The sequence below is a fragment of the Rhodopseudomonas palustris genome, assembly GCF_013415845.1.
In the GTDB taxonomy this organism is placed as follows: Bacteria; Pseudomonadota; Alphaproteobacteria; order Rhizobiales; family Xanthobacteraceae; genus Rhodopseudomonas; species Rhodopseudomonas palustris_F.
Window position 1 is genome coordinate 3,550,898 of sequence record NZ_CP058907.1, and the last position, 21,212, is coordinate 3,572,109.

The window sequence follows — 21,212 nt, forward strand, 5'->3', positions numbered from 1 at the left end:
CCGCCGGCCCAGCCAGGAGAAGGAAAAGCGGCCGGCGCTCACGCCGGCTGAGCCTCGGCGGCGTCGGATGGCGGCTCGGCGGCGCGCGGCGCGAGCTGCTGCTGGCGGGCGCGATGTTCCTCGCCCCAGCGCTTGAGGGCGTCGATCACCGGGCGCAGCCGCTCGCCGGTCTCCGACAGCGCGTATTCCACCCGCGGCGGCACCTCGGCGAATACCTCGCGGGTAATCAGGTCGTCGTCTTCCAGAGCGCGCAACTGCTTGGTCAGCATCCGCTGGGTGATGCCCGGCATCCGCCGGCGCAGCTCGCCGAACCGCAGCCGGCCATCCTGCAGATGGTAGAGGATGACGCCCTTCCACTTGCCGTCGATCAGATCGAGCGTCACCTCGACCGAGCAGCCCGGCGCGCAGGCAAAATTGCGGCGTTTCATGTGGGGTGGCCCAATAGTATCCGATTGGTGACTATATCCCCGAAACGACAGTACTTGCAATAAAGGCCGGTGAAGGCGACCTTGCACGGCGACAATCGTCCCTGCACGGAGCCCCCCATGAAAGCTGTCGGCTACTCCAAGAGCCTCCCGATCGACGATCCGGAGGCGCTGCTCGATCTTGAACTGCCCACGCCCGAACCGGGTCCACGCGACCTGCGGGTTTCGGTGAAGGCGATCTCGGTCAATCCGGTCGACTTCAAGGTGCGCAAGCGCGCCGCGCCGCCCGCCGGCGAACCCAAGATCCTCGGTTACGACGCGGCCGGCGTGGTCGAGGCGGTCGGCGCCGAGGTGACGCTGTTCAAACCGGGCGACGAGGTGTTTTACGCCGGCTCGATCCAGCGGCCGGGCACCAACGCCGAACAGCATCTGGTCGACGAGCGCATCGTCGGCCGCAAACCAAAGACGCTGTCGTTCGCGCAGGCCGCGGCGCTGCCGCTGACCTCGATAACCGCCTGGGAATTGCTGTTCGACCGGCTCGGCGTCGTGCCGAGCAAGGCGTTCGATCCGCGCACGCTGCTAATCGTCGGCGGGGCCGGCGGCGTCGGCTCGATCCTGATCCAGCTCGCGCGCCGCCTCACCGGGCTGACCATCATCGCCACGGCGTCGCGGCCGGAAACGCAGGCATGGTGCCTCGACCTCGGCGCCCATGCGGTGATCGATCACAGCCAGCCGATGAAGCCGCAGGTCGAGGCGCTGAAACTTCCGCCGGTCGCGCTGATCGCCAGCCTCACCGGCACCGAGGGGCACTTCGCCGGCCTGGTCGACATCCTGGCGCCGCAGGGCAAGATCGGCCTGATCGACGATCCGGCGACGCTGAACCCGATGCTGCTGAAGCCGAAGTCAGCGTCCCTGCACTGGGAGGCGATGTTCGCCCGCTCGTCGTATCAGACCGCCGACATGATCGCGCAGCACGACCTGCTCGACGAGATCGCCGGCCTGATCGACACCGGCGTGCTCCGCACCACGCTGGACAAGACCTTCGGAACGATCACCGCCGCCAACCTGAAACGCGCCCACGCCCTGCTGGAGAGCGGCACATCGATCGGGAAGATCGTGCTGGAGGGGTGGGAGTAGTTCTGGCTGTTTAGTTCTAGCAGGACGGATTGATCACCGCCCTCTCTCCCCGAGTCATTCCGGGGCGCGAACGAAGTTCGCGAACCCGGAATCTCCTGCGTGTCGCGCCGCCGTCTCGCAGAACATGTCGCGATTCCGTGTTCACGCGCTGCACGCATGCCCCGGAATGACGGGGATGGGTCGAGGGCGACGCGGGCAGCGACTTCAGAACCTCGCCGTCTGACTACGCGATCGTCTGCAGCAGGCCGCCTTCGGCGCGTAGCGCGGCGCCGTTAGTGGCGGCGGCTTCCTTGGAGCTGACATAGACCACCATGTTGGCGATCTCTTCGACGGTGGCGAAGCGCTGGATCAGCGAACCGGGGCGATGCTGCCTGATGAAGTTGGCGGCGGCTTCGCTCTCCGATTGGCCGTTCTGCTTGGCAAGATCGGCCACGAAGGTCTGCACGCCTTCGCTCATGGTCGGCCCCGGCATCACCGCGTTCACCGTCACCGCCGTGCCGCGGGTGAGTTCGGCGAGGCCGCGCGAGACCGAGAGCTGCGCGGTCTTGGTCATGCCGTAGTGGATCATCTCCTTCGGAATCATCAGCGCGGATTCCGACGCGATGAAGACGATGCGGCCCCAGTTGCGCTCCAGCATCGCCGGCATGTAGGCGCGCGACAGCCGCACGCCGCTCATCACGTTGACGTCGAAGAAGCGCTGCCAGTCTTCATCCGGAATCTCGAAGAACGGCTTCGGCTCGAAGATACCGGTGTTGTTGATCAGGATGTCGACGTCCGGCTGAGCGGCAACCAGTTTTGCGCAGCCGTCCGCGGTCGAGACGTCGGCCGCAACGCCAGTCACTTTGCCGCCCTTCGCGACCTTGGAAACTACGGCGACTGCCGCGTCGACCTTGGCCTGACCGCGGCCGTTGATCACCACATTGGCGCCGGTCGCGGCGAGCCCCTTGGCGATGGCATGGCCGATGCCGGCGGTCGAGCCGGTGACGAGCGCGGTCTTGCCGGACAGATCGATATTCATCCGAGATCTCCTGTTACTGCTGACGGAGATATCGGGAGCAAGCGACGCGTTCACAACATCGCCGGCGGCGGCGACGTTCACATCGTGATGAACGCACCGAACATGCGCGCAGAACGAAAAAGGCGGCGCCTTACGGCACCGCCTTTCGAAACTTCAGACTGGACGGAAGCCGCTTACGCCGCTTCGGCTTCGCTGTTGTCCTGGGTCGGACCCGAGTCGCGGCCCTTGGCGTCTTCGTCGCGGTCGACGAACTCGATCACCGCCATCGCGGCGTTGTCGCCGTAGCGGAAGCCGGCCTTGATGATGCGGGTGTAGCCGCCGTTGCGGTCCTTGTAGCGGGGCGCCAGCACGTCGAACAGCTTCTTGACCTGCTCGATGTCGCGCATTTCGGCGATCGCCTGGCGGCGCTTGTCGAGACCGCCCTTCTTGCCGAGGGTGACCAGCTTCTCGACGATCGGCCGCAGCTCCTTGGCCTTCGGCAGCGTGGTGACGATCTGCTCGTGCTTGATCAGAGCGGCGCACATGTTGGCGAACATCGCCTTACGGTGTTCGGCGGTGCGGTTGAGCTTCCGATGAACCTTGCCGTGCTTCATGTTGTCAGTCCTTCACTCGATGATACCCGACGGTTCGTCGGAGTTGCAGGCGGGCTACCTGCGTTCGCCCTGGTGGAGCCTCATCCTGGGAAACGGCTGGGCCGCTCCGCGCGATGAGGAAAGCGGCCTCATGGCGAACCATGAGGCCGGATCGGCTTAGTAGTGATCTTCGAAGCGCTTGGCGAGCTCGTCGATGTTCTCCGGCGGCCAGCCCGGCACTTCCATGCCGAGATGCAGGCCCATCTGCGCCAGCACTTCCTTGATCTCGTTCAGCGACTTGCGGCCGAAGTTCGGGGTGCGGAGCATTTCCGCTTCCGACTTCTGCACCAGGTCGCCGATGTAGACGATGTTGTCGTTCTTCAGGCAGTTCGCCGAACGCACCGACAGCTCGAGCTCGTCCACCTTCTTGAGGAAGGCCGGGTTGAAGGCCAGATCCGGGATGATCTCCTGGGTGACTTCCTTGCGCGGCTCTTCGAAGTTGACGAAGACGTTGAGCTGATCCTGGAGGATGCGGGCGGCGAACGCCACCGCGTCTTCCGGCGAGATCGCGCCGTTGGTCTCGACCGTCATGGTGAGCTTGTCGTAGTCGAGGATCTGGCCCTCGCGGGTGTTCTCGACCTTGTACGACACCTTGCGGACCGGCGAGTACAGGCTGTCGACCGGGATCAGGCCGATCGGCGCGTCCTCGGGACGGTTGCGTTCGGCGGCGACGTAGCCCTTGCCGGTGTTGACGGTGAACTCCATGCGGATCTCGGCGCCGTCGTCCAGCGTGCAGAGCTGCAGATCCGGGTTCAGCACGACGATGTCGCCGACGGTCTGGATGTCACCAGCGGTGACGGCACCCGGACCCTGCTTCTTCACGACCATCCGCTTCGGGCCTTCGCCCTGCATCTTCAGCGAGATGTCCTTGATGTTCAGCACGATGTCGGTGACGTCCTCGCGCACGCCGGCGATCGAGGAGAACTCGTGCAGCACGCCGTCGATGTGGACCGACTGCACCGCCGCGCCCTGCAGCGACGACAATAGCACGCGACGCAGCGCGTTACCGAGCGTCTGACCGAAGCCGCGCTCGAGCGGCTCGGCGACCAGCGTCGCGAACCGGGTAGCATCGCTCCCGGGGGTGACCTGGAGCTTGTTCGGCCGAATCAATTCCTGCCAATTTTTCTGGATCGTCACTGTGTCACCTTCCTGGCCAGGCGATCGACACCGGGGCCCCGGCGCATCGCTGCTAGCATTGGAAACTGCGGATCAATCCGCGGGAAACAACGAATAGAATCACCGGCGGCCTCGGACCGCCGGTGAACAAAACTCAGACGCGACGACGCTTACGCGGACGGCAACCGTTGTGCGGGATGGTGGTGACGTCGCGGATCGAGGTCACCGTGAAACCCGCCGCCTGCAGCGCGCGCAGCGCCGACTCACGGCCCGAACCGGGGCCAGCCACCTCGACTTCGAGGGTGCGCATGCCGTGCTCCTGCGCCTTCTTGGCGACGTCCTCGGCCGCGACCTGCGCGGCGTACGGGGTCGACTTGCGCGAGCCCTTGAAACCCATCGTGCCGGCCGACGACCAGGCAATCGCATTGCCCTGCGCGTCGGTGATGGTGATGGTGGTGTTGTTGAACGACGAATTCACATGCGCGATGCCGGAAGCGATGTTCTTGCGCTCGCGACGGCGAATGCGGGTGGCGTCCTTGGCCATAGTCTACCTTTCTGAGTGATCTCAACGCCGCCGTAACACCAGCGGCTCCACCGAAACGACGAATGGCGAACAACAAGTGGCGAATAGGGGAAGTCCCCTACTCGCCATTCGCCATTCGCAACTCGCAAACTTACTTCTTCTTGCCGGCGATCGCCTTCGCCGGACCCTTGCGGGTGCGGGCGTTGGTGTGGGTGCGCTGACCACGCACCGGCAGGCCGCGACGATGACGCAGGCCACGATAGCAGCCGAGGTCCATCAGACGCTTGATGTTCATGCCGGTCTCACGGCGAAGGTCGCCCTCGACCAGATAGTCGCGGTCGATCACTTCGCGGATCTGCAGCACCTCGGCGTCGCTCAGCTGATTGACGCGACGATCGAGCGGGATCTTCACCTTCTCCAGGATGTCGGCCGCGTTCTTCTGGCCGATGCCATGGATGTACTGAAGCGCGATCAGGACGCGCTTGTTGGTCGGGATATTCACGCCGGCTATACGGGCCACAGACTTCTCTCCTGTCACCGGCCAAAGCCGGTCAATTCCTTGCTCTCTCGGGCGGCGTTCACAAACGCGAACACGACGCCGACCCCTCTCTCAGTTTCGGGGCCCGGCATCGTCTGAAACCTATCCGACGGGATATCGGGCCTTATTAAAGGATTCAGTTTCGCTTCGTCAACAGAATCCCAATTCAAGCTCGCTTCTTCGTGGCCTTTTTGGCCTTCTTGTTGCCGCGCGCCGGAGCCTTGGCAACCGCCTTGGCCTTCGAGGTCGCGGCGGCCTTTTTGGTCGCCTTCTTGCCAGCCGCCTTCTTACCGGCGGTCGGCTTGGCCGCGCCCTTGGCGACCTTCACGGCTGCCTTGGCGGCCTTTTTGCCAGCCTTTGCAACGGCTTTCGCCGCCTTCTTCAGGCCCGCCTTCGCGGTCTTGCCGACCGCAGCCTTGCCTGCCTTGGAAGCGGCCGGCTTGCCGGCAGCCTTCTTGGAGACAGCCGTCTTGCCTGAGGACTTCTTGCCAACCGTCTGTTTGGCCGAAGACTTCTTGGCCGAACCGGACTTCGCGCCCGACTTAGCCGCTGGCTTCGCCGCAGCCTTCTTGGGGGCCTTGGCCGGGGACTTGGCGGCCTTGCCCTTGGTCGCAGCCTTCTTGGCGGTCTTTACGGCGCGCTTGGCGCGGGAGGCCTTGGTCCCCTTCGCCTTGGCACCCTTCTTGGCGTCGGCGGCGCGAACCGCATCGAGCACCCGGCCGATCTCGCGGGTCACCTCGTCGATCGTCATCATGCCGTCGACGGTCAGCAGCTTGCGCTTCTCGGAGTAGTAGTCGACCAGCGGCTCGGTCTGCGCCCGGTAGGCGGACAGACGCTTGGCCAGCGCTTCGGCGTTGTCGTCGGCGCGCGGCTCCTCACCGCGGGCGCGCATCTCGGCGACGCGGGTCTCGACCCGGTCGAGCAGCGCGCCTTCATTGACCTTGAGCTCGACCACGGCATCGAGATCGAAGCCCTTGTCCTTGAGCAGACGATCCAGCGCTTCGGCCTGCGGCACGGTGCGCGGGAAGCCGTCGAGGATGAAGCCCTGGGCGGCATCATCCTGGTCGATTCGGTCGGAGATGATCCCGATCACCACCTCGTCCGGCACCAGACCGCCGGCCGCCATGATATCCTTGGCCTTGAGGCCGATCGGCGTGCCGGCCGCGACAGCGGCGCGCAGCATATCGCCGGTGGAGAGCTGCACGATGCCGTGCTGCTCGACCAGACGGCCCGCCTGCGTGCCCTTGCCCGCGCCAGGCGGTCCGAGGAGGATCAGTCTCATTTCTTGCGCCCCCGCAACTTCGACTTCTTGATCAGGCCTTCATACTGGTGAGCCAGCAGATAGCCCTGCACCTGCGCCACCGTATCCATCGTAACGCTGACGACGATCAGAAGCGAAGTTCCGCCGAAATAGAACGGGACCGAGGCGTAGGAAATCATGATCTCCGGGATCAAGCAGACGATCGCCAGGTAGATCGCACCGACCACGGTGATGCGCGACAGCACGTAATCAATGTACTCGGCGGTGCGCTCGCCCGGCCGGATGCCCGGAATGAAGCCGCCGTGCTTCTTCAGATTGTCCGCGGTCTCGGTCGGGTTGAACACGATCGCGGTGTAGAAGAACGCGAAGAACACGATCATGCCGATGTAGAACAGCAGGAACAGCGGCCGGCCGTGACCGAACTGGGTCACGATCCACTGGAACCACTCCGGCCCGCTGCCGGCGTTGAAGTTCGCGATCGTGGTCGGCAGCAGCAACAGCGACGACGCGAAGATCGGCGGGATCACGCCGGCAGTGTTCAGCTTCAGCGGCAGATGCGAGGACTGGCCCTCGAACATCTTATTGCCGACCTGGCGCTTCGGATACTGGATCAGGAGACGGCGCTGGGCGCGCTCCATGAACACGATGAAGGCGATCACGACGACGGCCATCACCAGCACGACCAGGATCAGGCCGGTCGACAGGGCGCCCTGACGGCCGAGCTCAAGCATATTCGCCAGAGCAGACGGCAGCTCGGCGACGATGCCGGCGAGGATGATCAGCGAAATGCCGTTGCCGATGCCGCGCGAGGTGATCTGCTCACCCAGCCACATCAGGAACATGGTGCCGCCGGTCAGCGTGATCGTGGTCGACAGCCGGAAGAACATGCCCGGGTCGGACACCACATTGCCCGCGCCTTCGAGGCCGACGGCGATGCCGTAGGACTGGAACAGCGCCAGGATCACGGTGAGGTAGCGGGTGTATTGATTGAGCGTCTTGCGGCCGCTCTCGCCTTCCTTCTTCAGCGCTTCGAGCTGCGGCGACACGGTGGTCAGCAGCTGCACGATGATCGATGCCGAGATGTACGGCATGATGTTGAGCGCGAAGATCGCCATGCGGTGGATACCGCCACCGGCGAACATATTGAACATGCCGAGGATGCCGCCGGCCTGCTGGCGGAACACCTGCTCCCACACGTTCGGGTCGATGCCCGGCAGCGGGATGTAGGTGCCGAAGCGGTACACCAGCAGCGCGCCGAGCGTGAACCAGATCCGCTTCTTCAGCTCTTCGGCTTTACCAAGCGCAGAAAAGTTGAGGTTTGCCGCTAGTTGTTCAGCTGCTGAGACCATATCCGGCTTTCTCCCGCGCTGCTCGTCCCGATCCGCCGCCAGATGCGGCGGTCGGGCCGGCGCCGGGCCTCAATTTGGTGCGAGCGCGTCGAAAAATCCACCGTACCGGCGAAGCCGGGCGCCCGCTATAACAGCGGGCGCTGACGGGGATATTACGCCGCCTCGCCTTCTTCCGCCTTCGGGGCGAGGATCTTCACCGAACCGCCGGCCTTTTCGACCGCGGCGATCGCCGACTTGGTCGCACCGTGCACTTCGATGTTCAGCTTCGCGGTGAGCTCACCGCGGCCGAGCAGACGGACGCCGTCCTTGGCGCGGCGCAGAACGCCCGCATCGACCAGCGCCGCGGCGTCGACCACCTTGCCGGCGTCGATCGCCTTGGAGTCGACGGCCTCCTGGAGGCGGTCGAGATTCACTTCGGCGAATTCGAGCGCGAAGATGTTGTTGAAGCCACGCTTCGGCAGGCGACGATGCAGCGGCATCTGACCGCCCTCGAAGCCCTTGATGCGCACGCCCGAACGCGCGGTCTGGCCCTTGCCGCCACGGCCGCCGGTCTTGCCCTTGCCCGAACCGATGCCGCGGCCGATCCGCATGCGCTTCTTGCGCGAACCGACGTTGTCGGCGATCTCGCTGAGCTTCATCGCCCTGTCTCCTTACTTCTCGTCGACGACGCGGACGAGGTGTTGCACCTTGCCGATCATGCCGCGAACTTCAGGCGTATCCTGCAGTTCGGCGACGCGGCCGATCTTGTTCAGCTTCAGGCCGATCAGCGTCTCGCGCTGCGAGTGATGGCGCCGAATCGGGCTGCCGATCTGCTCGACCTTGATCATGTTTGCGGCCTTGGCCATCTCGTTCACTCCGATCGCGTCTTGTCAGAAGACCGCGTGATCGCCCTCGATCACGCTGTTATTCGGCCACCACTTCAGCATCGCCGCCGACGCGGCGGGCCTGCAGAGTGGAAACCTTGATGTTACGGCGCGCGGCGACCGAACGCGGCGAGTCGAGATGCTTCAGCGCGTCGAACGTGGCGCGAACCATGTTGTACGGGTTCGACGAACCGACCGACTTAGCGACCACGTCGGCGATGCCGAGGGTCTCGAACACCGCACGCATCGGACCGCCGGCGATGATGCCGGTACCGGCCGGGGCGGCGCGGAGATAGACGCGGCCAGCGCCGTGACGGCCGGCGATGTCGTGATGCAGGGTGCGGCCCTCGCGCAACGCGACGCGGGTCAAGTTGCGCTTCGCCGACTCGGTGGCCTTGCGGATCGCTTCCGGAACTTCGCGCGCCTTGCCGTGGCCGAAGCCGACCCGGCCCTTCTGATCGCCGACCACGACCAGCGCAGCGAAGCCGAAGCGCTTGCCGCCCTTCACCACCTTCGCCACACGGTTGATGTGGACGAGCTTGTCGACGAACTCGCTGTCGCGCTCCTCGCGCTCCCTGCTCCGTTCGCGTCCGCCGCGTTCGCGTTCAGCTGCCATGGTGTGTTCCAATCCTTGCGAGGCTCGCGCCCCGATCCTGGTATCCGTTCAAACCGAAATTTAGAAGCTCAGGCCGCTCTCGCGGGCCGCATCTGCCAGCGCCTTGACGCGCCCGTGATACAGATAGCCGCCGCGGTCGAACACGACTTCCTTGACGCCCTTCTCCACCGCACGCTCGGCAACCAGCTTGCCGACGGCCTTGGCGGCGTCGATGTTCGCGCCGGTGTTGCCGGCGTCGCGCATCGTCTTCTCCAGCGACGAGGCCGAAGCGAGCGTCTCGCCCTTGGCGTCGTCGATCACCTGGGCATAGATGTGCTTGGACGAGCGAAACACCGACAGCCGCGGGCGGCCGTTGGCGGTGCGCCGCAGCGCAGTCCGGACCCGGTTGGTGCGCCGGGCATTCGTAACCTTCATCTTCGACATGACCGGCTCCGTTACTTCTTCTTGCCTTCCTTGCGGAAGATGAATTCGTCGGCGTAACGCACGCCCTTACCCTTATACGGCTCCGGCGGACGGTAGTCGCGGATCTCAGCGGCGACCTGGCCGACCTTCTGAGGGTCGATGCCGACGACATTGATCTCGGTCGGCTTCGGCACCGTGATGGTGATGCCTTCCGGGATGTCGTACAGCACGTCGTGGCTGTAGCCGAGCGCGAGCTGCAGCTTCTTGCCCTGCATCGCCGCGCGATAGCCGACGCCGGTGATCTCGAGCTTTTTCTCAAAGCCCTTGGTGACGCCTTCCACCAGATTCGCGATCTGAGCGCGAGCCGTCCCGTACAGCGCACGGGCACGATTGGTCTCGTGCCGCGGCGCCACCTTGACCGCACCGTCCTCGAACTTCACGTCGACGTCGTCGTGCACGACGAACTGAAGCTGGCCCTTCGGCCCCTTCATCTTGACGGTCTGTCCCTCGACGGTCGCCGTCACCCCAGACGGGACCGTGACGGGCTTCTTGCCAACGCGTGACATGGTCGATCCTTCTTAACCCTGCATCCTCCGGCGAATTCACGCCCGGGACGATGCGACAATTTCCGCTCTTTCGCGCGCCCGGGCCGGACTGTCCGGCCGTTCGCGCTTTCGATTAGAACACCGTGAACAGAACCTCGCCGCCGACATTGGCGTCGCGGGCGTCGTGATCGGCCATGATCCCCTTCGGGGTCGACAGCACCGAAATGCCGAGGCCGTTGTTGACGCGCGGCAAGTTCTTCACCGAGGCATAGACCCGGCGGCCCGGGCGCGACACGCGCTCGATCTCGCGGATCACCGGTTCGCCGTCGAAATACTTCAGCTCGATCTCGAGCTCGCTGCGGCCCGACGGATGCTCGACGGTGGCGTAGCCGCGGATGTAGCCCTCGGCCTTCAGCACGTCGAGAACGTTGGCGCGCATCTTGGAGCCCGGGGTCGAAACCTTGGACTTGGAGCGCATCTGCGCGTTGCGGATGCGGGTGATGAGATCGCTGATCGGATCGTGCGTAGACATCTGACGACCCTCCCCTTACCAGCTCGACTTCACGAGGCCCGGAACCAGGCCGCGCGAACCGAGATCGCGGATCGCGATACGGCTCAGCTTGTTGAGACGATAGACCGAACGCGGACGGCCGGTGAGGTCGCAGCGGTTGCGGATCCGAGTCGCCGACGAATTACGCGGCATCTCGGCGAGCTTCAGCGTCGCCGCGAAGCGCTCTTCCATCGGCTTTGACTTGTCGGCGATGATGGCCTTCAGACGCGCGCGCTTCGGCGCAGCGTTCTTGGTCATCTTCTTCCGGCGGTTGTTCTTCTCGATCGCACTCTTCTTTGCCATATCAGGCTCCTGGGTTTCCGCGTTTGAGAGGCTTTTCAGCGTCTCACTGCCGGAACGGGAAATTGAAAGCGGTGAGTAGCGCACGCGCCTCGTCGTCGGTCCGCGCGGTGGTGCACACCGTGATGTCCATGCCCCACGACTCGCCGGTCTTGTCGAAGTCGATTTCGGGGAAAATGATGTGCTCCTTGATGCCGAGCGAGTAGTTGCCGCGGCCGTCGAAGCTCTTCGGGTTCAGGCCGCGGAAGTCGCGGACGCGCGGCAGCGCGACCGTGATCAGGCGGTCGATGAACTCGTACATCCGCGCCTGGCGCAGCGTCACCTTGCAGCCGATCGGCTGGTTCTCGCGCAGCTTGAAGGTCGAAATCGCGACGCGCGAATAGGTGATGACGGCCTTCTGACCGGCGATCAGCGACAGATCCGCCGCCGCCTGCTCGGCCTTCTTGCGGTCGTTCACAGCCTCGCCCACGCCCATGTTCAGCACGACCTTGTCGAGCTTCGGAACCTGCATGACGTTGGCGTAGCCGAACTTCTCAGTCAGCTGGGTGCGGATGTGGCGGTCGTATTCCGTGCGCAGCCGCGGAACGTAAGCGGTCTCAGCCATCGATCTCTGCTCCCGAACGCTTGGCAACGCGGACCTTCTTGCCGTCCGCGAGAATCTTGAATCCGACGCGGGTCGGCTTGCCGTCCTTGCCGACGATCGCGATGTTCGACAGGTCGATCGGCGCCTCTTTCGAGATGATGCCGCCTTCCTGGGTCTGCGTCTGCTTCTGGTGACGCTTGACCACGTTGATGCCGCGAACCAGCGCCTTGCCGGCGTCCGGACGGACCTCGAACACCTCGCCGGTGCGGCCCTTGTCGCGACCGCTCAGCACGATCACCTTGTCACCCTTACGGATCTTGGCGGCCATCACAGCACCTCCGGCGCCAGCGAAATGATCTTCATGTGGTTCTTCGCACGCAGCTCGCGCGGCACCGGCCCAAAGATACGGGTGCCAATCGGCTCGGACTGATTGTTGATCAGAACGGCGGCGTTGCGGTCGAAGCGAATGACGGAGCCGTCAGCGCGGCGGATGTCCTTGCGGACACGGACCACCACGGCCTTCATCACGTCACCCTTCTTCACCTTGCCCCGCGGAATCGCTTCCTTGATCGAGACCACAATGACGTCACCCACGGTCGCATACCGGCGCTTGGATCCCCCAATCACCTTGATGCACATCACACGGCGTGCGCCTGAATTGTCGGCCACGTCGAGGTTGGTCTGCATCTGAATCATTGATGCACCTCGTCCTCTCTCTGCTGCGCTATTCGCGCGCTAAACTGATGCGCAAATGCGCGCTTAGGCGGTCTTCTTCGGTTCGCCCCGGACGACGGTCCAGCGCTTCAACTTGGAGATCGGCTTGCTCTCTTCAATCCACACCATGTCGCCCGGCTTGAACTGGTTGTTCTCGTCGTGCGCGTGGTAGTTCTTCGAGCGCCGGATGGTCTTCTTGTAGATCGGGTGAGTGAAGCGGCGGTCGACGCGCACCACGATCGTCTTTGCTTGCTTGTCGCTGACGACCACGCCCTGCAGGGTCCTCTTCGGCATGTCTAAAGGTCCTTACTTCGTCTTGCCGGCGCGCTTCTGCGCGGCGATGGTCTTGATGCGAGCGATGTCGCGGCGAGCCTCGCGCAGCCGAGAGGTGTTCTCGAGCTGACCAGTGGCGCGCTGGAAGCGCAGGTTAAAGCGTTCCTTCTTGAGCGACAGAATCGCGTCGTCCATCTGGTCTTCGCTCATCGCACGGATGTCGGCGGTCTTCATCTCAGCCATGAGGATTACTCCGCGATACGCGCGACGAAGCGCGTCTTGATCGGCAGCTTGGCGGCGGCCAGGGTCAGCGCCTCACGAGCGATCTGCTGGTTGACGCCGTCGATCTCGAACATCACCCGGCCCGGCTTGACGCGCGCCACCCACAATTCCGGCGAACCCTTGCCGGAGCCCATGCGGACTTCGGCCGGCTTCTTCGACACCGGAAGATCGGGGAACACGCGGATCCAGACACGGCCGGCGCGCTTCATGTGACGGGTCAGCGCACGACGGGCGGCTTCGATCTGACGCGCGGTGATCCGCTCCGGCTCCATCGCCTTCAGGCCGAACTGGCCGAAAGCCAGGGTCGCGCCCGAGGACGCAACGCCGTGAATGCGGCCCTTGTGCGCCTTACGGAACTTGGTTCTCTTTGGTTGCATCATGGCTTTACGCCCTCAATTCGAAATCTGCGCGATCAGGCGGCGTCGCGGCGCGGACGGGACGAACCGCCACCATCGCCTTCGGCCATGCGCTTGTCCTGGGCCATCGGATCGTGCTCGAGGATCTCGCCCTTGAAGATCCAAACCTTGACGCCGCAGGTGCCGAAGGTCGTGAACGCGGTCGCGACGCCGTAGTCGATGTCGGCGCGCAGGGTGTGCAGCGGCACGCGGCCTTCGCGGTACCACTCCATGCGGGCGATTTCGGCGCCACCGAGGCGGCCCGAGCAGTTGATGCGGATGCCTTCGGCGCCGAGACGCATCGCCGACTGCACCGCCCGCTTCATCGCGCGGCGGAACGCAACGCGGCGCTCCAGCTGCTGCGCGATCGACTCGGCGACCAGGGTCGCGTCGAGCTCGGGCTTGCGGATTTCGACGATGTTGATCACCACGTCCGACGACGTGATGTCGGCGACCTTCTTACGCAGCTTGTCGATGTCGGCGCCCTTCTTGCCGATCACGACACCGGGACGCGCCGAGTGGATCGTCACGCGGCACTTCTTGTGCGGGCGCTCGATCACGATACGCGCGACCGCCGCCTGCTTCAGTTCCTTGTGCAGGATCTCGCGGATCTTGACGTCCTCGTGCAGCAGCTTGCCGTACTCGTTCTTGCCGGCGAACCAACGGGAATCCCACGTCCGGTTGATACCCAGCCGCAGCCCGATCGGATTGATCTTTTGACCCATCGAAAGTCTCCCGCGCCTTCGCTTAAGCGCTTGCTTCTTCGACCTGACGAACGACGATCGTCAGCTGCGCGAAGGGTTTGAAAATACGGCCCGAGCGACCACGGCCGCGAGGGGTGAAACGCTTCATCACGATGCCCTTGCCGACATGGGCCTCGGAGACGACCAGCGCATCGACGTCGAGGTCGTGATTGTTCTCGGCGTTGGCGATCGCCGATTCCAGGCACTTCTTGACGTCGACCGCGATCCGCTTGCGCGAGAACGCGAGGTCGGCGAGAGCCGCCGAGGCCTTGCGGCCACGGATCAGTTGGGCGACCAGGTTGAGCTTCTGCGGAGAGACGCGAAGCATCCTGGCGACAGCCTTCGCCTCGTTATCAGGCAGGCTACGTTCGCGCTTGGGTTTGCTCATCGTCTCGTCCTCAACCCTTCTTCGACTTCTTGTCGCCGGCGTGGCCGTGGAAAGTGCGGGTCGGCGAGAACTCGCCGAACTTGTGACCCACCATTTCCTCGTTCACCGACACCGGGACGTGCTTCTGGCCGTTGTAGACGCCGAAGGTCAGGCCGACAAACTGCGGCAGGATGGTCGAGCGACGGCTCCAGATCTTGATCACGTCGTGACGGCCCGACGCGCGCGCGGCATCGGCCTTCTTCAGCAGCGAGGCCTCGACGAACGGGCCCTTCCAGACTGAGCGAACCATGTCCGGCTTCCTTACTTCTTCTTCCGCTTGTGGCGGCTGATGAGGATGAACTTGTCGGTCGACTTGTTCGAACGGGTCTTCTTACCCTTGGTCGGCTTGCCCCACGGGGTGACCGGGTGACGGCCGCCCGAGGTGCGGCCTTCACCGCCGCCGTGCGGGTGGTCGATCGGGTTCATGACGACGCCGCGGTTGTGCGGGCGACGGCCGAGCCAGCGCTTGCGACCGGCCTTGCCGATCGAGATGTTCATGTGGTCCGGGTTCGACACCGCACCGATCGCCGCGATGCAGCGACCGTGAATCAGGCGCTGCTCGCCCGAGTTCATGCGCAGGATCACGTAGTCGTGGTCGCGGCCGACGATCTGAGCGTAGGTGCCGGCCGAACGGGCCAGCTGACCGCCCTTGCCGATCTTCAGCTCGACGTTGTGCACGATGGTGCCGATCGGCATGTTGCCCAGCGGCATCACGTTGCCCGGCTTCACGTCGACATAGGCGCCCGCGATCACGGTGTCGCCGACCGCCAGGCGCTGCGGCGCCAGGATGTAGGCCTGCTCGCCGTCTTCGTACTTGATCAGCGCGATGAAGGCGGTGCGGTTCGGATCGTACTCCAGGCGCTCGACCTTGGCCGGAACGTCGACCTTGGTACGCTTGAAATCGACCAGACGATAAGCCTGCTTGTGACCGCCGCCGCGGAACCGAACGGTGATACGGCCGGTGTTGTTACGACCGCCGTTCGAGTTTTTGCCCTCGGTCAGCCGCTTGACCGGCTTGCCCTTGTACAGCGCCGAACGATCAACCATCACCAGCTGGCGCTGGCCCGGCGTCGTGGGATTAAAGGTCTTCAATGCCATGGTCGGTCCCGCCTCACAGTCCGGTGGTGACGTCGATGCGGTGGCCTTCTTCCAAGGTCACGACCGCACGCTTGACGTCCGACTGCGTGCCGAAGGTGCCGCGGAAGGCCTTGGTCTTGCCCTTGCGCACCAGCGTGTTCACGCTCTTCACCTTGACGTCGAACAGCTTTTCGACGGCTTCTTTGATTTGCGGCTTGGTCGCGCCGCCCTGCACCTTGAACACGACCTTGTTGTGTTCGGACGCCATCGTGGACTTTTCAGTCACGACCGGCGCAACGATCACGTCGTAATGGCGCGGATCGATGGATTTCATTTGAAGCGCGCCTCCAACGCATCGACCGCCGCCTTGGTCAGCACCAGCTTCTTGCGGCGCAGAATGTCATAGACGTTGATGCCCTGAACCGGCAGCACGTCGATGTTCGGGATGTTGCGGGCCGCCGCGGCGAAACCGTTGTTCACCTCGGCACCGTCGATGATCAGCGCGCTCTCGAGGCCGAGGCCCGAGAAGTGACCGACCAGCGTCTTGGTCTTGGCGGCTTCGAGCTCGGCCTTGTCGAGCACGATCAGACCGCCGCCCTTGGCCTTGGCCGAGAGCGCATGACGCAGCGCCAGGACACGCACCTTCTTCGGGAGGTCGATGGCGTGCGAACGCACCACCGGGCCGAAGGCGCGACCGCCGCCACGGAACTGCGGAACCCGCTGAGAACCGTGACGAGCACCACCGGTGCCCTTCTGCTTGTACATCTTCTTGCCGGTGCGCCAAACTTCAGCGCGGCCCTTGGCCTTGTGGGTGCCGGCCTGCCGCTTGGCGAGCTGCCAGATCACACAACGCTGAATGATGTCAGAGCGCGGCTCCAGACCGAAGATCTCGTCGGAGAGCTGGACCGAACCGGCTTCCTTACCCTCGAGGGTGGTGACTTTCAGTTCCATCTCACGCACCTTCCTGCTCGGCAGCCGGCGCTTCCGCAGCCGCATCGCCATTGGCGAGCCGGAACTTGCCCGGCTTCGGCGCATCCGCCGGCAGCGCCTTCTTCACCGCGTCACGCACGCGGATCCAGCCCCCCTTGGTGCCGGGCACCGCGCCCTCGACCAGGATCAGCCCGCGCTCGACGTCGGTCTGCACCACCCGCAGGTTCAGCGTGGTGACGCGATCGACGCCCATGTGGCCCGGCATCTTCTTGTTCTTGAAGGTCTTGCCGGGGTCCTGACGACCACCGGTCGAACCGATCGAGCGGTGCGACACCGACACGCCGTGCGTGGCGCGCAGACCGCCGAAGTTCCAGCGCTTCATACCGCCGGCGAAGCCCTTACCGGTCGAAGTGCCGGTGACGTCGACGAACTGGCCGACGACGAAGTGATCGGCCTGGATCTCGGCGCCGACCGGGAGCAGCGCATCCTCAGAAACGCGGAACTCCTCGACCTTACGCTTCGGCTCGACCTTGGCGGCGGCAAACTGACCGCGCTCGGCCTTCGGCATATAAACCGTCTTGCGCGAGCCGGAGCCGACCTGCAGCGCCACGTAGCCGTTCTTCTCTTTGGTGCGGTGGCCCAACACCTGGCAATTGCCAAGCTTCAGCACGGTCACAGGGATATGCTCGCCGGCCTCTGTAAAGACCCGCGTCATCCCGACCTTCTGTGCGATCACTCCGGAGCGCATCGGCGTGCTTCCTGTTCTTTCTGTCCGTTCGATAACCGGACGTTACAATCTCAGAGCTTGATTTCGACGTCGACGCCGGCGGCCAGGTCGAGCTTCATCAGAGCATCGACGGTCTGCGGGGTCGGGTCGACGATGTCGAGCAGGCGCTTGTGAGTGCGCATCTCGAACTGCTCGCGGCTCTTCTTGTCGACGTGCGGCGAACGGTTGACGGTGAACTTCTCGATCCGGGTCGGCAGCGGGATCGGCCCACGCACCTGCGCACCGGTTCGCTTCGCGGTGTTGACGATCTCACGGGTCGACGTATCGAGAATCCGATGGTCGAACGCCTTGAGGCGAATGCGAATATTCTGGCCGTTCATTGCCGTATTCTTTCTTTCGTGTCGCGAATGGTGAGTAGTGAGCAGCGGACGGACACCGTCCGCCGCCCTCTATTCGCTATTCCCCGCTTACTCGATGATCGCGGCGACGACGCCGGCGCCCACCGTGCGGCCGCCTTCGCGGATGGCGAAGCGCAGCTTTTCTTCCATCGCGATCGGCACGATCAGGTGCACTTCCATCGCGATGTTGTCGCCCGGCATCACCATCTCGGTGCCTTCCGGCAAGTGCACAACACCGGTCACGTCGGTGGTGCGGAAGTAGAACTGCGGACGGTAGTTGGTGAAGAACGGGGTGTGGCGGCCGCCCTCTTCCTTGGTCAGGATGTAGGCTTCGGCCTTGAACTTGGTGTGCGGCTTCACCGAACCCGGCTTGCACAGCACCTGGCCACGCTCGACGTCCTCACGCTTGGTGCCGCGCAGCAGCGCGCCGATGTTGTCGCCCGCCTGGCCCTGATCGAGCAGCTTGCGGAACATTTCGACGCCGGTGCAGGTGGTCTTCTGCGTGTCGCGGATGCCGACGATCTCGATTTCGTCGCCGACCTTGAGAATGCCGCGCTCGACACGACCGGTCACCACGGTGCCGCGGCCCGAGATCGAGAACACGTCTTCCACCGGCATCAGGAACGGCTGGTCGATCGGACGCTCCGGCTGCGGGATGTAGGCGTCGACCTGGCGCATCAGCTCCAGGATCGCGTCGTGACCGAGCTTGGCGTCCGAGTTCTCCAGCGCCGCCAGCGCCGAACCCTTGACGATCGGAATGTCGTCGCCCGGGAAGTCGTACTTCGACAGCAGCTCGCGCACTTCCATCTCGACCAGCTCGAGCAGTTCCGGATCGTCGACCATGTCGCACTTGTTCAGGAACACGACCAGCGCCGGCACGCCGACCTGACGGGCCAGCAGGATGTGCTCGCGGGTCTGCGGCATCGGGCCGTCGGCCGCCGACACCACCAGGATCGCGCCGTCCATCTGCGCCGCACCGGTGATCATGTTCTTCACGTAGTCGGCGTGGCCCGGGCAGTCGACGTGCGCGTAGTGACGGTTCTGCGTCTCGTACTCGACGTGCGCGGTCGAAATCGTGATGCCGCGCGCCTTCTCTTCAGGCGCCTTGTCGATCTGGTCATAGGCCGTGAACGTCGCACCGCCCGTCTCCGCCAGAACCTTGGTGATCGCCGCCGTCAGCGACGTCTTGCCGTGGTCGACGTGACCGATCGTCCCGATGTTGCAATGCGGCTTCGTACGTTCAAACTTTGCTTTGGCCATTGCTCTCTCCGTTCAGTCGCGGCTTACACCTGCGACAATCAGGCAAACTTCTTCTGGACTTCAGCCGACACGTTGGCCGGCGCTTCCGCGTAGTGGTCGAACTGCATGGTGAAGTTCGCCCGGCCCTGGCTCATCGAGCGCAGGTTGTTGACGTAGCCGAACATGTTCATCAGCGGCACCATCGCGTTGATCACGTTGGCATTGCCGCGCATGTCCTGACCCTGGATCTGGCCACGCCGCGAGTTGAGGTCGCCGATGACCGAGCCGGTGTAGTCTTCCGGGGTCACCACTTCGACCTTCATGATCGGCTCGAGAAGAACCGACTTGCCCTTCTGCAGCGCTTCGCGGAACGCGGCACGAGAGGCGATTTCGAAGGCCAGCGCCGACGAGTCGACGTCGTGGTACTTACCGTCAACCAGCGTCACCTTGACGTCGACAACCGGGAAGCCCGCGACCACGCCCGAAGACAGCACGCTCTCGATGCCCTTTTCGACACCCGGGATGTACTCCTTCGGCACCGCACCGCCGACGATCTTCGACTCGAACACGTAGCCGCCACCCGGCTCGTTCGGCTCGACGACAAAGCTCACCGCCGCGAACTGACCGGTACCACCAGTCTGCTTCTTGTGGGTGTAGTCGACTTCGGCCTTCTTGGTGATGCGCTCACGGAACGCCACCTGCGGCGCACCGATGTTGGCATCCACCTTGTAGGTCCGCTTCAGGATGTCGACCTTGATGTCGAGGTGAAGTTCGCCCATGCCCTTCAGGATGGTCTGACCGGACTCGAGGTCGGTCGACACCCGGAACGACGGATCTTCGGCAGCCAGCTTCGCCAGCGCGACGCCGAGCTTTTCCTGGTCGGCCTTCGACTTCGGCTCGATCGCGATTTCGATCACCGGCTCCGGGAATTCCATCTTTTCGAGGATCACCGGGTTGGCGGGATCGCACAGCGTGTCGCCGGTGCGAGCTTCCTTCAGGCCGGCCAGCGCGACGATGTCGCCGGCATAGGCTTCCTTGATGTCTTCGCGGTTGTTGGCGTGCATCAGCAACATGCGGCCGATGCGCTCCTTCTTCTCGCGGGTCGAGTTCACCACGCCGGTGCCGCTGAGCAGAACGCCCGAATAGATGCGGCAGAAGGTGATGGTGCCGACGAACGGGTCGTCCATGATCTTGAACGCGAGCAGCGACAGCGGCTCCTTGTCGTCCGCCTTGCGCACGACTTCGTTGCCCTTGTCGTCGGTGCCCTTGATCGCCGGAACGTCGAGCGGCGACGGCAGGTAGTCGACCACGGCGTCGAGCAGCGGCTGCACGCCCTTGTTCTTGAACGCCGAGCCGCACAGCACCGGATAGAACGCACCGGTCAGCACCGCCTTACGGATCAGACGCTTGAGGGTCGCCTCGTCCGGCTCGTTGCCTTCGAGATACGCAGACATCGCGTCGTCGTCGAGCTCGACGGCGGCTTCGATCATCTTCTCGCGATATTCCTTGGCCTGGTCGAGCAGCTCGGCCGGAATCTCGGCGTCCTCGAACTTCGCACCCAGCGACTCGTCGTTCCAGACGACAGCCTTCATGCGGACCAGATCGATCACGCCCTTGAAGTTGTTCTCCGAACCGATCGGCAGCTGGATCGCCACCGGCTTGGCGCCGAGGCGGTCAACGATGTCCTGCAGGCACTTGAAGAAGTCAGCGCCAGTCTTGTCCATCTTGTTGGCGAAGACGATGCGCGGAACCTTGTACTTGTCGCCCTGGCGCCACACGGTCTCGGTCTGCGGCTCGACGCCCTGGTTGGAGTCGAGAACGCACACGGCACCGTCGAGCACGCGCAGCGAACGCTCGACTTCGATGGTGAAGTCGACGTGGCCGGGAGTGTCGATGATGTTCAGGCGCTTGCCGTTCCAGAACGCGGTCGTGGCGGCCGACGTAATGGTGATGCCCCGCTCCTGCTCCTGCGTCATCCAGTCCATCGTCGCGGCACCTTCGTGCACTTCGCCGATCTTGTGGCTCTTGCCGGTGTAGAACAGGATGCGCTCGGTCGTCGTGGTCTTGCCGGCATCAATGTGGGCCATGATGCCGAAGTTGCGGTAGTCCTCGATGGCGTGAACGCGGGGCATAGCGTCTTCCTTGATTC

General features: G+C 64.1%; 32 protein-coding genes. 1 reads left to right on the top strand and 31 read right to left on the bottom strand.

From position 1 onward, the window contains the following. Positions 1–38 precede the first annotated feature (38 nt). Positions 39–428 (bottom strand): winged helix-turn-helix transcriptional regulator, encoded by a 390-nt coding sequence (locus tag HZF03_RS16215; protein WP_119017086.1) that lies wholly within the window; start codon positions 426–428, stop codon positions 39–41. A gap of 117 nt (positions 429–545) precedes the next feature. On the opposite strand from HZF03_RS16215, the gene HZF03_RS16220 reads away from it, so the two are divergent. Then, entirely contained in the window at positions 546–1,562 is a 1,017-nt protein-coding gene (locus HZF03_RS16220) for a zinc-binding alcohol dehydrogenase family protein (protein WP_119017085.1), read from the top strand. Between the two features lie 223 nt (positions 1,563–1,785). Here the strand turns inward: HZF03_RS16220 and HZF03_RS16225 are convergent, their stop codons facing one another. The 30 genes from HZF03_RS16225 to fusA form a co-directional block, all read right to left on the bottom strand. Then, positions 1,786–2,580 carry an SDR family NAD(P)-dependent oxidoreductase gene (locus tag HZF03_RS16225; protein ID WP_119017084.1) on the bottom strand — a complete coding sequence of 265 codons (795 nt, stop codon included), beginning with the start codon at positions 2,578–2,580 and terminating at the stop codon, positions 1,786–1,788. A gap of 173 nt (positions 2,581–2,753) precedes the next feature. Next, the gene (gene rplQ, locus HZF03_RS16230; protein WP_011158770.1) at positions 2,754–3,173 is read right to left on the bottom strand and encodes a 50S ribosomal protein L17; all 420 of its coding nucleotides are present in this window, start codon (positions 3,171–3,173) and stop codon (positions 2,754–2,756) included. Positions 3,174–3,329: 156 nt separating this feature from the next. Then, positions 3,330–4,349 (bottom strand): DNA-directed RNA polymerase subunit alpha, encoded by a 1,020-nt coding sequence (locus HZF03_RS16235; protein WP_011158771.1) that lies wholly within the window; start codon positions 4,347–4,349, stop codon positions 3,330–3,332. A gap of 133 nt (positions 4,350–4,482) precedes the next feature. Then, complete coding sequence (gene rpsK, locus HZF03_RS16240) at positions 4,483–4,872, bottom strand: 30S ribosomal protein S11 (RefSeq protein ID WP_011158772.1); 390 nt, start codon at positions 4,870–4,872, stop codon at positions 4,483–4,485. Positions 4,873–5,002: 130 nt separating this feature from the next. Next, entirely contained in the window at positions 5,003–5,371 is a 369-nt protein-coding gene (gene rpsM, locus HZF03_RS16245) for a 30S ribosomal protein S13 (protein WP_011158773.1), read from the bottom strand. Positions 5,372–5,555: 184 nt separating this feature from the next. After that, positions 5,556–6,671, bottom strand: coding sequence for an adenylate kinase (locus HZF03_RS16250; RefSeq protein ID WP_119017083.1), 1,116 nt, complete (start codon positions 6,669–6,671; stop codon positions 5,556–5,558). After that, positions 6,668–7,999 (bottom strand): preprotein translocase subunit SecY, encoded by a 1,332-nt coding sequence (secY, locus tag HZF03_RS16255; RefSeq protein ID WP_011158775.1) that lies wholly within the window; start codon positions 7,997–7,999, stop codon positions 6,668–6,670. The genes HZF03_RS16250 and secY overlap by 4 nt, the downstream gene beginning before the upstream one ends. Before the next feature lie 152 nt (positions 8,000–8,151). After that, positions 8,152–8,637, bottom strand: a complete 486-nt coding sequence (gene rplO / locus HZF03_RS16260; protein WP_119017082.1) for a 50S ribosomal protein L15 — start codon at positions 8,635–8,637, stop codon at positions 8,152–8,154. Between the two features lie 12 nt (positions 8,638–8,649). Further along, positions 8,650–8,844 (bottom strand): 50S ribosomal protein L30, encoded by a 195-nt coding sequence (rpmD, locus tag HZF03_RS16265; protein ID WP_011158777.1) that lies wholly within the window; start codon positions 8,842–8,844, stop codon positions 8,650–8,652. Positions 8,845–8,902: 58 nt separating this feature from the next. After that, the gene (gene rpsE, locus HZF03_RS16270; protein ID WP_011158778.1) at positions 8,903–9,478 is read right to left on the bottom strand and encodes a 30S ribosomal protein S5; all 576 of its coding nucleotides are present in this window, start codon (positions 9,476–9,478) and stop codon (positions 8,903–8,905) included. Between the two features lie 60 nt (positions 9,479–9,538). After that, positions 9,539–9,901 carry a 50S ribosomal protein L18 gene (rplR, locus tag HZF03_RS16275; protein ID WP_119017081.1) on the bottom strand — a complete coding sequence of 121 codons (363 nt, stop codon included), beginning with the start codon at positions 9,899–9,901 and terminating at the stop codon, positions 9,539–9,541. Positions 9,902–9,912: 11 nt separating this feature from the next. Continuing rightward, positions 9,913–10,446 carry a 50S ribosomal protein L6 gene (rplF, locus tag HZF03_RS16280; RefSeq protein WP_011158780.1) on the bottom strand — a complete coding sequence of 178 codons (534 nt, stop codon included), beginning with the start codon at positions 10,444–10,446 and terminating at the stop codon, positions 9,913–9,915. 112 nt (positions 10,447–10,558) lie between these two features. Further along, entirely contained in the window at positions 10,559–10,957 is a 399-nt protein-coding gene (rpsH, locus tag HZF03_RS16285) for a 30S ribosomal protein S8 (RefSeq protein ID WP_011158781.1), read from the bottom strand. Between the two features lie 15 nt (positions 10,958–10,972). Continuing rightward, positions 10,973–11,278 carry a 30S ribosomal protein S14 gene (rpsN, locus tag HZF03_RS16290; RefSeq protein WP_012496648.1) on the bottom strand — a complete coding sequence of 102 codons (306 nt, stop codon included), beginning with the start codon at positions 11,276–11,278 and terminating at the stop codon, positions 10,973–10,975. A 43-nt stretch (positions 11,279–11,321) separates the two neighbouring features. Beyond that, positions 11,322–11,879, bottom strand: a complete 558-nt coding sequence (gene rplE / locus HZF03_RS16295; RefSeq protein ID WP_011158783.1) for a 50S ribosomal protein L5 — start codon at positions 11,877–11,879, stop codon at positions 11,322–11,324. Next, positions 11,872–12,186 (bottom strand): 50S ribosomal protein L24, encoded by a 315-nt coding sequence (gene rplX / locus HZF03_RS16300; protein ID WP_011158784.1) that lies wholly within the window; start codon positions 12,184–12,186, stop codon positions 11,872–11,874. Before rplX ends, rplE begins: the two co-directional genes overlap by 8 nt. Then, positions 12,186–12,554, bottom strand: a complete 369-nt coding sequence (rplN, locus tag HZF03_RS16305) for a 50S ribosomal protein L14 (RefSeq protein WP_011158785.1) — start codon at positions 12,552–12,554, stop codon at positions 12,186–12,188. The genes rplX and rplN overlap by 1 nt, the downstream gene beginning before the upstream one ends. 63 nt (positions 12,555–12,617) lie before the next feature. Then, entirely contained in the window at positions 12,618–12,866 is a 249-nt protein-coding gene (gene rpsQ, locus HZF03_RS16310; protein ID WP_011158786.1) for a 30S ribosomal protein S17, read from the bottom strand. A 12-nt stretch (positions 12,867–12,878) separates the two neighbouring features. Then, on the bottom strand, positions 12,879–13,088 hold the full coding sequence (gene rpmC / locus HZF03_RS16315; protein WP_011158787.1) for a 50S ribosomal protein L29: 210 nt from the start codon (positions 13,086–13,088) through the stop codon (positions 12,879–12,881). 5 nt (positions 13,089–13,093) lie between these two features. Then, positions 13,094–13,507, bottom strand: coding sequence for a 50S ribosomal protein L16 (gene rplP, locus HZF03_RS16320; protein ID WP_011158788.1), 414 nt, complete (start codon positions 13,505–13,507; stop codon positions 13,094–13,096). Positions 13,508–13,539: 32 nt separating this feature from the next. Then, a complete protein-coding gene (rpsC, locus tag HZF03_RS16325) occupies positions 13,540–14,247 on the bottom strand; it encodes a 30S ribosomal protein S3 (protein WP_011158789.1) in 708 nt (235 codons plus the stop codon). 22 nt (positions 14,248–14,269) lie between these two features. After that, positions 14,270–14,653, bottom strand: a complete 384-nt coding sequence (gene rplV, locus HZF03_RS16330; protein WP_011158790.1) for a 50S ribosomal protein L22 — start codon at positions 14,651–14,653, stop codon at positions 14,270–14,272. A 10-nt stretch (positions 14,654–14,663) separates the two neighbouring features. Beyond that, positions 14,664–14,942, bottom strand: coding sequence for a 30S ribosomal protein S19 (rpsS, locus tag HZF03_RS16335; protein ID WP_011158791.1), 279 nt, complete (start codon positions 14,940–14,942; stop codon positions 14,664–14,666). A gap of 11 nt (positions 14,943–14,953) precedes the next feature. Next, positions 14,954–15,790 carry a 50S ribosomal protein L2 gene (gene rplB, locus HZF03_RS16340; RefSeq protein WP_011158792.1) on the bottom strand — a complete coding sequence of 279 codons (837 nt, stop codon included), beginning with the start codon at positions 15,788–15,790 and terminating at the stop codon, positions 14,954–14,956. A 13-nt stretch (positions 15,791–15,803) separates the two neighbouring features. Beyond that, the gene (locus HZF03_RS16345) at positions 15,804–16,103 is read right to left on the bottom strand and encodes a 50S ribosomal protein L23 (RefSeq protein ID WP_011158793.1); all 300 of its coding nucleotides are present in this window, start codon (positions 16,101–16,103) and stop codon (positions 15,804–15,806) included. After that, positions 16,100–16,720, bottom strand: a complete 621-nt coding sequence (gene rplD / locus HZF03_RS16350; protein WP_011158794.1) for a 50S ribosomal protein L4 — start codon at positions 16,718–16,720, stop codon at positions 16,100–16,102. The genes HZF03_RS16345 and rplD overlap by 4 nt, the downstream gene beginning before the upstream one ends. 1 nt (position 16,721) lies before the next feature. Further along, a complete protein-coding gene (rplC, locus tag HZF03_RS16355) occupies positions 16,722–17,447 on the bottom strand; it encodes a 50S ribosomal protein L3 (RefSeq protein WP_011158795.1) in 726 nt (241 codons plus the stop codon). Between the two features lie 50 nt (positions 17,448–17,497). After that, a complete protein-coding gene (rpsJ, locus tag HZF03_RS16360; RefSeq protein ID WP_002712302.1) occupies positions 17,498–17,806 on the bottom strand; it encodes a 30S ribosomal protein S10 in 309 nt (102 codons plus the stop codon). An 87-nt stretch (positions 17,807–17,893) separates the two neighbouring features. Then, positions 17,894–19,084, bottom strand: a complete 1,191-nt coding sequence (tuf, locus tag HZF03_RS16365) for an elongation factor Tu (RefSeq protein WP_011158796.1) — start codon at positions 19,082–19,084, stop codon at positions 17,894–17,896. 38 nt (positions 19,085–19,122) lie between these two features. Continuing rightward, positions 19,123–21,195, bottom strand: a complete 2,073-nt coding sequence (gene fusA, locus HZF03_RS16370) for an elongation factor G (RefSeq protein ID WP_011158797.1) — start codon at positions 21,193–21,195, stop codon at positions 19,123–19,125. Between the last annotated feature and the right edge of the window lie 17 nt (positions 21,196–21,212).

Excerpts from the sequence above, each read along its gene's own strand:
- HZF03_RS16345 (WP_011158793.1), bottom strand. The coding sequence starts at position 16,103 with ATGAAATCCATCGATCCGCGCCATTACGACGTGATCGTTGCGCCGGTC.
- rplB (WP_011158792.1), bottom strand. The coding sequence starts at position 15,790 with ATGGCATTGAAGACCTTTAATCCCACGACGCCGGGCCAGCGCCAGCTG.
- rpsK (WP_011158772.1), bottom strand. The coding sequence starts at position 4,872 with ATGGCCAAGGACGCCACCCGCATTCGCCGTCGCGAGCGCAAGAACATC.
- rpmC (WP_011158787.1), bottom strand. The coding sequence starts at position 13,088 with ATGGCTGAGATGAAGACCGCCGACATCCGTGCGATGAGCGAAGACCAG.
- rplD (WP_011158794.1), bottom strand. The coding sequence starts at position 16,720 with ATGGAACTGAAAGTCACCACCCTCGAGGGTAAGGAAGCCGGTTCGGTC.
- rpsQ (WP_011158786.1), bottom strand. The coding sequence starts at position 12,866 with ATGCCGAAGAGGACCCTGCAGGGCGTGGTCGTCAGCGACAAGCAAGCA.
- rpsJ (WP_002712302.1), bottom strand. The coding sequence starts at position 17,806 with ATGAACGGCCAGAATATTCGCATTCGCCTCAAGGCGTTCGACCATCGG.
- rplC (WP_011158795.1), bottom strand. The coding sequence starts at position 17,447 with ATGCGCTCCGGAGTGATCGCACAGAAGGTCGGGATGACGCGGGTCTTT.
- rpsH (WP_011158781.1), bottom strand. The coding sequence starts at position 10,957 with ATGTCTACGCACGATCCGATCAGCGATCTCATCACCCGCATCCGCAAC.
- rplE (WP_011158783.1), bottom strand. The coding sequence starts at position 11,879 with ATGGCTGAGACCGCTTACGTTCCGCGGCTGCGCACGGAATACGACCGC.
- rpsS (WP_011158791.1), bottom strand. The coding sequence starts at position 14,942 with ATGGTTCGCTCAGTCTGGAAGGGCCCGTTCGTCGAGGCCTCGCTGCTG.
- tuf (WP_011158796.1), bottom strand. The coding sequence starts at position 19,084 with ATGGCCAAAGCAAAGTTTGAACGTACGAAGCCGCATTGCAACATCGGG.
- rpsE (WP_011158778.1), bottom strand. The coding sequence starts at position 9,478 with ATGGCAGCTGAACGCGAACGCGGCGGACGCGAACGGAGCAGGGAGCGC.
- rplP (WP_011158788.1), bottom strand. The coding sequence starts at position 13,507 with ATGATGCAACCAAAGAGAACCAAGTTCCGTAAGGCGCACAAGGGCCGC.
- rplN (WP_011158785.1), bottom strand. The coding sequence starts at position 12,554 with ATGATTCAGATGCAGACCAACCTCGACGTGGCCGACAATTCAGGCGCA.
- rplV (WP_011158790.1), bottom strand. The coding sequence starts at position 14,653 with ATGAGCAAACCCAAGCGCGAACGTAGCCTGCCTGATAACGAGGCGAAG.
- HZF03_RS16225 (WP_119017084.1), bottom strand. The coding sequence starts at position 2,580 with ATGAATATCGATCTGTCCGGCAAGACCGCGCTCGTCACCGGCTCGACC.
- rpsC (WP_011158789.1), bottom strand. The coding sequence starts at position 14,247 with ATGGGTCAAAAGATCAATCCGATCGGGCTGCGGCTGGGTATCAACCGG.
- secY (WP_011158775.1), bottom strand. The coding sequence starts at position 7,999 with ATGGTCTCAGCAGCTGAACAACTAGCGGCAAACCTCAACTTTTCTGCG.
- HZF03_RS16215 (WP_119017086.1), bottom strand. The coding sequence starts at position 428 with ATGAAACGCCGCAATTTTGCCTGCGCGCCGGGCTGCTCGGTCGAGGTG.
- rplO (WP_119017082.1), bottom strand. The coding sequence starts at position 8,637 with ATGAAGCTCAGCGAGATCGCCGACAACGTCGGTTCGCGCAAGAAGCGC.
- HZF03_RS16250 (WP_119017083.1), bottom strand. The coding sequence starts at position 6,671 with ATGAGACTGATCCTCCTCGGACCGCCTGGCGCGGGCAAGGGCACGCAG.
- fusA (WP_011158797.1), bottom strand. The coding sequence starts at position 21,195 with ATGCCCCGCGTTCACGCCATCGAGGACTACCGCAACTTCGGCATCATG.
- rplR (WP_119017081.1), bottom strand. The coding sequence starts at position 9,901 with ATGTCGAAGATGAAGGTTACGAATGCCCGGCGCACCAACCGGGTCCGG.
- rpsN (WP_012496648.1), bottom strand. The coding sequence starts at position 11,278 with ATGGCAAAGAAGAGTGCGATCGAGAAGAACAACCGCCGGAAGAAGATG.
- rpmD (WP_011158777.1), bottom strand. The coding sequence starts at position 8,844 with ATGGCCAAGGCCGCAAACATGATCAAGGTCGAGCAGATCGGCAGCCCG.
- HZF03_RS16220 (WP_119017085.1), top strand. The coding sequence starts at position 546 with ATGAAAGCTGTCGGCTACTCCAAGAGCCTCCCGATCGACGATCCGGAG.
- rplX (WP_011158784.1), bottom strand. The coding sequence starts at position 12,186 with ATGGCCGCCAAGATCCGTAAGGGTGACAAGGTGATCGTGCTGAGCGGT.
- rplF (WP_011158780.1), bottom strand. The coding sequence starts at position 10,446 with ATGTCACGCGTTGGCAAGAAGCCCGTCACGGTCCCGTCTGGGGTGACG.
- rplQ (WP_011158770.1), bottom strand. The coding sequence starts at position 3,173 with ATGAAGCACGGCAAGGTTCATCGGAAGCTCAACCGCACCGCCGAACAC.